Annotated in this window: 7 protein-coding genes; 4 read left to right on the forward strand and 3 right to left on the reverse strand. The window is 73.6% G+C overall.

Annotated features, from left to right (window positions below; translation table 11 throughout):
* Both AB0J68_RS18670 and AB0J68_RS18675 read right to left on the reverse strand, forming a co-directional pair.
* Window positions 1–1,459: APC family permease (locus AB0J68_RS18670; protein ID WP_363939608.1), on the reverse strand; the 1,459-nt coding region annotated here is incomplete at its 3' end.
* Between the two features lie 48 nt (window positions 1,460–1,507).
* Window positions 1,508–2,134: a GPP34 family phosphoprotein gene (locus AB0J68_RS18675; protein WP_354858351.1), complete on the reverse strand. Its 627-nt coding sequence runs from the start codon at window positions 2,132–2,134 to the stop codon at window positions 1,508–1,510.
* 184 nt (window positions 2,135–2,318) lie between these two features.
* Here AB0J68_RS18675 and AB0J68_RS18680 point away from each other — a divergent pair, with 184 nt between their 5' ends.
* Genes AB0J68_RS18680 through hrpB form a run of 3 tightly spaced genes read left to right on the forward strand, consistent with a single transcriptional unit; the run spans window position 2,319 to window position 5,933 of the window.
* Complete coding sequence (locus AB0J68_RS18680) at window positions 2,319–3,143, forward strand: helix-turn-helix transcriptional regulator (protein ID WP_355065765.1); 825 nt, start codon at window positions 2,319–2,321, stop codon at window positions 3,141–3,143.
* Between the two features lie 41 nt (window positions 3,144–3,184).
* Complete coding sequence (locus AB0J68_RS18685) at window positions 3,185–3,385, forward strand: DUF397 domain-containing protein (protein ID WP_354858273.1); 201 nt, start codon at window positions 3,185–3,187, stop codon at window positions 3,383–3,385.
* Window positions 3,386–3,413: 28 nt separating this feature from the next.
* On the forward strand, window positions 3,414–5,933 hold the full coding sequence (gene hrpB / locus AB0J68_RS18690) for an ATP-dependent helicase HrpB (RefSeq protein ID WP_363939613.1): 2,520 nt from the start codon (window positions 3,414–3,416) through the stop codon (window positions 5,931–5,933).
* Window positions 5,934–5,940: 7 nt separating this feature from the next.
* Here hrpB and AB0J68_RS18695 read toward each other — a convergent pair whose 3' ends face one another.
* Window positions 5,941–6,666: a protein phosphatase 2C domain-containing protein gene (locus AB0J68_RS18695; protein WP_234587811.1), complete on the reverse strand. Its 726-nt coding sequence runs from the start codon at window positions 6,664–6,666 to the stop codon at window positions 5,941–5,943.
* 273 nt (window positions 6,667–6,939) lie between these two features.
* Between AB0J68_RS18695 and AB0J68_RS18700 the strand changes: the two genes are divergently transcribed.
* Window positions 6,940–9,549 (forward strand): glycoside hydrolase family 9 protein, encoded by a 2,610-nt coding sequence (locus AB0J68_RS18700; protein WP_363939611.1) that lies wholly within the window; start codon window positions 6,940–6,942, stop codon window positions 9,547–9,549.
* The last annotated feature ends 19 nt before the right edge of the window (window positions 9,550–9,568 follow it).

Raw genomic sequence — 9,568 nt, forward strand, 5'->3', positions numbered from 1 at the left:
CGGCGCTCGCCGCGCCGAGACCGATCCGGGCGTACGTGTCCGGACGGTTGGCGCGCAGCAGCAGCGCCCACGCGATGCCCAGCGCGGCCGCCACCGGGTAGACGGCGGGCAGCTCCCAGCGCAGGTTGGAGTCGGGTGCGACGCCGAGCAGGTTGGCGAAGTTCGACACGGCCAACCAGATGATCACGACGAGTGCGACGGTGGCCAGGCCGGGTGCGATGGCCCGGCGCCAGAGGGTCTCGCCGCCGTGGCGGACGAAGTAGGCGATCACCGCCACCGAGGTGGTGGCGATGAGCAGCAGGACGCCGAACCCGCCGGTGGTGCCGCCCCAGAAGAACAGCTGGACCACCGGGTCCCAGCCGTTGACGGTGTAGAGCAGGATGACCAGCAGGCCGAGGACGCTCTGTGCCAGCGACGCGGCCCGGGGCGAGCCGGTCCGCGGCGAGGTCTGCCCGAACACCGCCGGCAGCACCCGCTCCCGGCCCAGCGCGAAGGTGTAGCGGGCCGTGGTGTTGTGGAACGAGATCATCGCGGCGAGCACCGAGGTCAGGAAGAGCGCCTGCCCGATGGTGACCGCGGTGTCGCCGAGCTGGGCGGCGGCCAGGTTGAAGATCAGCCCGACGCTCTGCTCCCCGGCCTCAGCGACGATCTTGTCCGGCCCGACGGCGACGGTCATGGTCCAGGACGAGAGCGCGTACAGCCCGGCGATGATCGCCACCGAGAGGTACGTCGCCAGCGGCACCGTCCGCTTCGGGTCCTTGCTCTCCTCGCTGAACACCACCGCGGACTCGAAGCCGACGAACCCGAGGATGGCCAGCACCAGCACCGCGCCCACCCCCGGCACGAAGAGGTTGTCCGGCGACAGGGCGGCGAAGCTCACCTGACCGTCGGCCGGGTTGCCGAGCTGGCCCAGGTCGAAGACGAGGATGACCACGATCTCGGCGACCAGCAGCGCGGCGAGCACCAGGCCGTTGATGTCGACCCGCAGCAGGCCGAGCAGGCCGACCAGCGCCCACGCCACCAGGGCGACGATCGACCAGTGCGGGTGTCCGCCGAAGATCCGGTCGAGCACCGGCTCGGCCGCGACGCCGATGGTGCCGTAGAGCCCGACCTGGAGCGCGTTGTACGCGATCAGCGCCACCCAGGCGGCGCCGACGCCGGCCGGCCGGCCGAGGCCACGCGAGATGTAGGCGTAGAAGGCGCCGGCGTTCTCGACCTGGCGGGACATCGCCACGTAGCCGACCGAGAACAGGGCGAGCACCGCGGCGACCACCAGGAAGGCCAGCGGGATGCCGGTCACGCCGATGACGCCGTAGCCGGTGGTGACGACGCCGGCCACCACGGTCAGCGGCGCGGCTGCGGACAGGACGAAGAAGATGACCGAGGGGACGCCGAGGCGTCCCCTCGCGAGGGCTTCGGAGACATTGCTGGGTCGGTCGACTGTCGATGTCGATGGCATACGACTACTCCGGTTGTCGAGGGGGAGGGGTTGGGGTTACCGGGGGAATCAGGGGATGCCGCGCAGCACGGCTGCGCCGACGGCGGCCTCGGTGTGCCCGACGAGCTCCTTCAGGGGCGCCGGTAGCGCGGGGATGAGGACGTTCAGCCGGTGGTGGGCGCGGGGGCCGGCGCTCCACAGCACCTCGCGGGTCAGCCCGGCGGCCACGACCAGGCCGAGCAGCAGCGCGTCCGGCACGCTCGGCGGGTCGGGGCGTTCCAGCAGCGCCCGCAGCCGGGTGGCCGGCCAGGCCACGGCGTTGAGGTCGATCGGCAGATAGCTGACCGAGGTACGGAGCAGCCGCCGGCTCTCGTGGCGGCGCAGTACGCCGGCCCGGGCGAGCCGCTCGCCCACCGAGGTCGTCGCGCTCTGCGCCAGAAAGCTGAGCCAGACGTTCACGGCCCGGTGCTGCGACTCACCGATCAACTGGTCGAGCACGGTGTGCGCCAGCGCGTCGGCGGGTGGGCGCCGGTCGATGACGGTGACCTGTCCACCCGAGACGGTGATGTGCCCGTAGAGGGTCAGCTCACCGAGGAGCCCGGCGGCCAGGCCGAGGCCGGTCGCCGCCGGGTGGAGCTTGGCCTTGCCGCGGGTGTCGTTGTGGGCGATGAGAAAGAACTCGTCGGCGATGAGCAAACGGTCCTCCCGCTCGGCTGTGTCCACAGTGTTCGCGCCCGGAAAAGGATGCACCGACGGCTACTGCAACGCAACTCCCAGATTTGAAAGTTGCACTCCGTGCAGGCGCGACCTGCGGATCTTGTCGTGACAGACTCGGACGGTGACCGCCGCCTCCACCATCCGGCCCGCCGCCAGCCCCACCGTGCGCCGTCGGCGCATCGCACGCGAGCTCCGCCAGCTCCGGGAACGGGCGGGCATGACCCTCGACGTGGCCGCCCGCCAGCTCGACATGTCCAAGAGCAACCTGTCCCGGATCGAGACCGCGCAGATCGGCATCAAGCCCCGCGACGTGCGGGCGGCGCTCGCCCTGTACCAGGTCACCGGCGCGGACGCCGAGGCGCTGATCGAGATCGCCCGGGGCGCGCAGCAGCGCGGCTGGTGGCAGAACTACAGCGACGTGTTGCCGGAGTGGTTCGAGTTCTACGTCGGACTGGAGGCGGAGGCGGCGGCGCTGCGCACGTACGAGGCCGAGTCGGTGCCCGGACTGCTGCAGACCGAGGCGTACGCCCGGGCGATCTTCCGCCGCACGGCCGGCGAGGACGGCGTGGAGCGCAAGGTCGCGGCCCGGCTGCGCCGCCAGGAGGTGCTGCGCCGCGAGGACCCCGTCGGGTTGTCGGTGGTGCTCAACGAGGCCGTGTTGCTGCGCCCGGTCGGCGGCCCCGCCGTGATGGCCGAGCAACTGGCCCACATGAGCCACATCGCCCAGTTACCCAACGTGACAATTCAGGTACTGCCGTTCGCGGCCGGCGAGCATCCGGCGATGACCACCCCGTACGTGATCCTCAACTTCGCCGACGCCGCCGACGCGTCAGTGGTTTACCTGGATAACCTTACGATGGGCCTGGCTCTGGAGGATGCCGATCATGTGCTCGGGTATAGCCTTCTGCACGAGGAGCTGTGCCGGATGGCACTCGATCCGGGGGCGTCGCTGACCCACCTCAAGGAGGCTTCTCGTAACTTTGCGTGACCGCGTCTGCGGCACGCCGACGCAGACGAGAGGTACCACGGATGACGGCGCTCGACCTGACCCGGGCGGACTGGCGCACCAGCACGCGCAGCAGTGGCAACGGCAACTGCGTGGAGGTCGCGACAGTCGACGGTCGGGTCGCCGTCCGGGACAGCAAGGATCGCTCCGGCCCGGTGCTCGCGTTCGGCTCGGCCGCCTGGCGTTCGTTCCTGCACGGTCTTCCCGAGGTCCGTCGCGGCTGAGTCCCCCGCACCGGTGCGAGACTGGGCCGTGCTCTCCGACGTAACCCTGGACCTGCCGGTCCGTCCGGCGTTGCCGGCGCTGCTGACCGCGCTCGACGCGGCCGGCGCCGCGGTCCTGGTCGCCCCGCCGGGCACCGGCAAGACCACTCTCGCGCCGTTGGCGGTGGCCGACCGGGTCGACGGGCGGGTGGTGATCGCCCAACCCCGGCGGGTGGCGGCGCGCGCCGCGGCCCGGCGGATGGCCGAGCTGCTCGGCGAGCGCGTCGGCGACCGGGTCGGCTACGCCGTACGCGGCGAGCGCCGGGTCGGCCCGGCCACCCGGATCGAGGTGGTCACCACCGGCCTGCTGGTCCGCCGGCTGCACCACGACCCGGAGCTGCCCGGCACCGGTGCGGTGCTGCTCGACGAGTGCCACGAGCGGCAGCTCGACGCCGACCTCGCACTCGCGTTCACGGTGGAGGCCCGGGCCACCCTCCGACCGGACCTGTGGCTGCTCGCGATGTCCGCCACGCCGGACACCGACCGGTTCGCCGCGCTGCTCGGCGGGACCGCCGCCGCCCCGGTGGTCCGGGCCGAGTCGGCGCTGCACCCGGTACGGCGGATCTGGGCGCCGCCGCCGCGGCCGGTCGCGCCGCCGGGGGCCGGGCCGGTGGACCGCGCCCTGCTCGACCACGTGGCCGCCACCGTCCGTCGGGCGCTACGCGAGCACGACGGCGACGTGCTGGTCTTCCTGCCCGGGGCCGGAGAGATCGCCGCGGTCGCCGGACGGCTCGGCGACCTGCGGGACACCGTCGACCTGCTGCCGTTGCACGGCCGCCAGCGCGCCGCCGAGCAGGACGCGGCCCTGCGTCCCGGCGTCCCCGACGGCCGGCGTCGCGTGGTGCTGTCCACCGCGCTGGCCGAGACGAGCCTCACCGTGCCGGGCGTGCGGGTGGTGGTGGACGCCGGACTCTCCCGGGTGCCCCGCATCGATCTGGCCCGTGGACTGGGCGCGCTGATCACCGTGCCGGTCTCCCGGGCCGCCGCCACCCAGCGGGCTGGCCGGGCCGGCCGGGAGGCCCCGGGGTACGTCTACCGCTGCTGGTCCGAGGCGACCCACGAGCGGCTGCCCGCCCGGCCGGAGCCGGAGATCGCCACCGCCGACCTGACCGGGTTCGCGTTGGAGCTGGCCGCCTGGGGGCGCCCCGACGGCGTCGGGCTGGCGCTGCCCGATCCGCCGCCGGCCGCGGCGATGGCGGTGGCCCGGGACACCCTCGAGACGCTGGGCGCGGTCGACGGGACGGGCCGGATCACCGGGCGGGGCCGGGTGATCGCCTCCGCCGGGGCGCACCCGCGGCTGGCCCGTGCGCTGCTCGACGGCGCCGGTCGGGTCGGCGCGGACCGCGCCGCCGAGGTGGTGGCCCTGGTCGCCGAGGAGAGCGCGGCCGGCCCGGGCGACGACCTGGTGGCCGGCTGGCGTCGGCTGCGCGCCGGGACCGACGCGGGCGCCACGGCCCGCTGGCGCACCGAGGTACGCCGGTTACGCGCCGCGCTGCCCGCCGGTGGGCGGGCAGCCTCGGGCGGACTCACCGACGATCTCGCCGCCGGGCTGCTGGTCGGTCTCGCGTACCCCGAGCGGCTGGCCCGGGTGCGGCGGCCGGGCGGGTCCGCGTACCTCATGACGGGTGGGACCGCCGCGGAGCTGGCGGTCGGATCGGGGCTGGCCGGGTCCGACTGGCTCGCGGTGGCCGTCGCCGACCGCCGCCCCGGCGCGCCGTCGGCGCGGATCCGCCGGGCCACCCCGCTGGACGAGGCGACCGCCCGAGAGGCGGCCGGCCCGCTGCTGTCCACGCGCCGCGAGGTGGGCTGGTCCGACGGGGACGTGGTGGCCCGGGAGGTCACCCGGCTGGGCGCGATCGAGCTGGTGGCGCGGCGGCTGGACCGCCCGGACCGGGCGGAGGTGGCGGCGGCGCTGCTGTCCGGCCTGCGCCAGGAGGGGCTGGGGCTGCTGCCGTGGACGCCGGCGGCACGGGGGCTGCGCGAGCGGATGGCGTTCTGCCGGCACCACCTCGGCGACGAGTGGCCCGACGTCAGCGACGAGGCGCTGCTCGCGACCGCCCCGACGTGGCTGGGGCCGGAACTGGCCGCTGCCCGGCGACGCGCCGACCTGAGCCGTGTGGACGTGACCTCGGCGCTGCGCCGGCTGTTGCCGTGGGCCCAGGCCGCGCGCCTCGACGAGCTGGCGCCGGAACGCATCGAGGTGCCCAGCGGCTCGCGGATCCGGGTCGACTACGCCGATCCGGCGGCGCCGGTGCTGGCGGTCAAGCTTCAGGAGACGTTCGGCTGGCCGGCGGCCCCGCGCGTCGGAGGCGGCCGGGTGCCGGTGCTGCTGCACCTGCTCTCCCCCGCCGGCCGACCGGTGGCGGTCACCGCGGATCTCGCGTCGTTCTGGCGTACCGGCTATCCGCAGGTCCGCTCGGAGCTGCGCGGTCGCTATCCCCGACATCCGTGGCCGGAGGACCCGGGCACGGCGACGCCCACGCGGCGTGCCGCGCCGCGTCGGCGCTGAGGAGGGGCTACTCCTCGACGACGTCGGCCACCACCACTGTGACGTTGTCCGGCCCGCCGGCGTGCAGCGCCAGGTCGATCAGCTTGCCGGCGCAGGCGGACCGGTCCGGGTAGCCGGTGAGCACCTCGGCCAGGGTGTCCGGGCGGACGACGTTGGAGAGGCCGTCGCTGCACAGCAGCCACCGGTCGCCGGCCCGGGGCACCATCGTCGCGTACGACGGGGAGACGTCCTCGCCCTGCAACGCCTGGGTGACGACCGCCCGGCGCGGGTGGCTGCTCGCCTGGTCCGCGGTGATCACGCCCTGGTCGACGAGCATCTGGACGAAGGTGTCGTCGCGGGTGACCTGCTTGAGCACACCCTCGCGGAACAGGTAGGCCCGCGAGTCTCCGACGTGGGCGAGGGCCAGGCAGCTGCCGGTACGCGCGAAGAGCAGGGCGGTCAGCGTGGTGCCCATGCCCTGGCGCTCGGGGTCGTCGGCGACCGCCTGCCGGATGCGGGCGGTGGCCAGCGCGATGCCGTCCTGCAGGGCGGCCACCAGAGCGTCCTCGGGTGTCTCCACGTCCAGCGGAGCGACCGCGTCGATGGTGAGCGAGCTGGCCAGGTCACCGGCGGCCATTCCGCCCATGCCGTCGGCGACGGCGACGAGCCAGGTGCCGGCGTGTAGGGCGTCCTGGTTTCCGCTGCGGATCAGCCCACGGTCGCTCGTTCCCACGGAACGCAGCTTCAGGGTCATGGGAGGCAGCCTGCCAGGCGAAGGGCGCAGTTGTCTCTAGGAGATCAGGACGACGGGGCGTGGCGCGGCCAATCTCACGCTGCCCGGCCGACGCGACGACAGTGCGCGGCCGGACCGGCCGCCCTCGTCGCGCGCCAGAACCCATCCAGTCGGATCAATTGACAGGGCGATCCGCCGCTGGAAACATCGAGCCGATACTTGGGAGCGCTCCCAGGTTTTCGACACCACCGCACCACCATCACCGTTCCTCTTCCCGTCCCGGAAGGACTCCCCGTGACGCCATCCCGACGCCGCCTCCTGTTGGCTGCGGCGACCACTCTGGCCCTCACCGGCGCGGGCGCCGGCGCGGCCCACGCCGACCCTCCACCGGACGCCCCCGAGCAGATCGACAACGGCGACTTCAGCGCCGGCGTGAGCCCCTGGTTCTCCTTCGGCACCGGTGCGCTCGCGGTCACCGACGGCCGGCTCTGCACCACGGTCCCCGGCGGGCTGGCCAACCCCTGGGACGCCGGCATCGGCCAGGACGGGGTGCCGCTGATCGCGGGCGCCGAATACACCCTCGGCTTCGCCGTCTCCGCCACCCCCGGCGCGACGGTCAAGGCCGTGCTGCAGCTCGGCAGCGCCCCGTACACGACGTACGCCGCTGTGGACGCCACCGCGACCGGCACCGCCCAGCGGGTCGAGAAGACCTTCACCGTGCCGGACGACAACCCGAACGCCCAACTGATCTTCCAGGTCGGCGGCAGCGCCGCGACGCAGACCATCTGCCTGGACGACGTCTCGCTGCGCGGCGGCGAGCCGCCCGAGCCGTACGAGCCGGACACCGGGCCACGGGTGCGCGTCAACCAGGTCGGCTACCTGCCGGGCGGGCCGAAGAACGCCACTGTGGTCACCGAGGCGACCGCGCCGCTGCCCTGGCAGCTCCGCTCGGCCGCCGGCGCGGTCCTGGCCAGCGGCACCACCACCACGCGTGGCGTGGACGCCGCCTCCGGGCAGAACGTGCAGACCGTCGACTTCTCCAGCTACCGCACCCCGGGAGCGGGGCTGACGCTCACCGTCGACGGCGAGACCAGCCACCCGTTCGACATCTCCGGCACCCTCTACGACCGGCTGCGCGCCGACTCGTTGCAGTTCTTCTACGCCCAGCGCAGCGGCATCGCCATCGACGGTGACCTGATCGGCGACGAGTACGCCCGCCCGGCCGGTCACCTCGGCGTCGCGCCCAACCGGGGCGACACCAGCGTGCCCTGCCAGCCGGGCGTCTGCGACTACTCGCTCGACGTGCGCGGCGGCTGGTACGACGCCGGCGACCACGGCAAGTACGTGGTCAACGGCGGCATCGCCACCTACCAGCTGCTCAACACGTTCGAGCGGACCAAGACGGCGGCCACCGCCGACGGTGGCGCGAGGCTGGCCGACAGCTCGCTGCGGGTGCCCGAGCGCGGCAACGGCGTGCCGGACATCCTCGACGAGGCCCGCTGGGAGCTGGAGTTCCTGCTGCGCATGCAGGTGCCGGCCGGTAAGCCCCTCGCCGGCATGGTCCACCACAAGATCCACGACCAGAACTGGACCGGGCTGCCGCTCGCCCCGCAGGACGACCCGCAGCCACGTGAGCTGCACCCGCCGTCGACCGCGGCCACCCTCAACCTGGCCGCCACCGCCGCCCAGTGCGCGCGGCTGTTCGCCCCCTACGACGCGGCGTTCGCCCGCCGCTGCGCCACTGCCGCGAAGACGGCCTACGCCGCCGCCAAGGCCCATCCCGCGGTGTACGCCAGCCCCAACGACGGCACCGGCGGCGGCGCGTACGACGACAGCAACGTCACCGACGAGTTCTACTGGGCGGCGGTCGAGCTGTACCTCAGCACCGGGGAGCAGACCTACCTGACCGACCTGAGCGCCTCGCCGCACCACACCGGCGACGTGTTCGACCCGCGGGGCTTCGGCTGGCAGAGCGTCGCGGCGCTCGGCCGCCTCGACCTGGCCACCGTGCCGAGCGGGCTGCCGGCCGCCGAGCTGACCCGGGTCCGCGCCTCGGTCACCGGCGCCGCCGACGCGTACCTGGCCGAGCTGCGCCGGCAGGCGTACGGGCTGCCGATGCCCGGTGACGCCAACAGCTACTTCTGGGGCGGCAACAGCAGCATCATCAACAACGCCATCGTCCTGGCCACCGCCTTCGACCTGACCCGCAACGCCACCTACCGCGACGGTGCCGTCCAGGCGATGGACTACATCCTCGGCCGCAACGCCCTGAACATCTCGTACGTCACCGGCTGGGGCGAACACAACGCGCAGAACCAGCACAGCCGGATCTTCGGCCACCAGCTCAACCCCGACCTGCCCCGCCCGCCCGACGGCTCCCTCGCCGGTGGCGCGAACGCGGCCCTGCAGGATCCGTTCGCGGCGCAGTTGCTCGCCGGCTGCAAGCCGATGTTCTGCTACGTCGACGACATCAACTCGTACTCGACCAACGAGGTCGCGATCAACTGGAACTCGGCGTTGGCCTGGATCTCCTCGTTCCTGGCCGACCAGGGCGAGGCCGGCGCGGTGCCGGCCAGCACCTGCTCGGTGAGCTACGTCAACTACGGCGCCTGGCAGGGCGGCACCGGCTTCACGGCGCAGTTGACCGTGCGCAACACCGGCGCCACCACCGTCAACGGCTGGGCCGTGCGGTTCGCGTTCACCGGTGACCAGCGCGTCCGGGAGGCATGGCTGGCGAAGGTCACCCAGGCCGGCGCCACGGTGACGGCACGCAACGAGTCGTACAACGCCAAGATCGCGCCCGGCGGCACGGTGACGTTCGGCTTCAACGCCACGACCAACGGCGGCGCCAACCCCAGGCCGGGTCTGGTCACCGTCAACGGAAACCCCTGCTCGCTGTCCTGAGCAGGCACGGCTGGTGGCC

The organism is Micromonospora sp. NPDC049580, assembly GCF_040675595.1.
Taxonomy (GTDB): Bacteria; Actinomycetota; Actinomycetes; order Mycobacteriales; family Micromonosporaceae; genus Micromonospora.

Coding starts and splice junctions, on each gene's coding strand:
- AB0J68_RS18685 (WP_354858273.1), top strand. CDS start 3,185: ATGACGGCGCTCGACCTGACCCGGGCGGACTGGCGCACCAGCACGCGC.
- AB0J68_RS18695 (WP_234587811.1), bottom strand. CDS start 6,666: ATGACCCTGAAGCTGCGTTCCGTGGGAACGAGCGACCGTGGGCTGATC.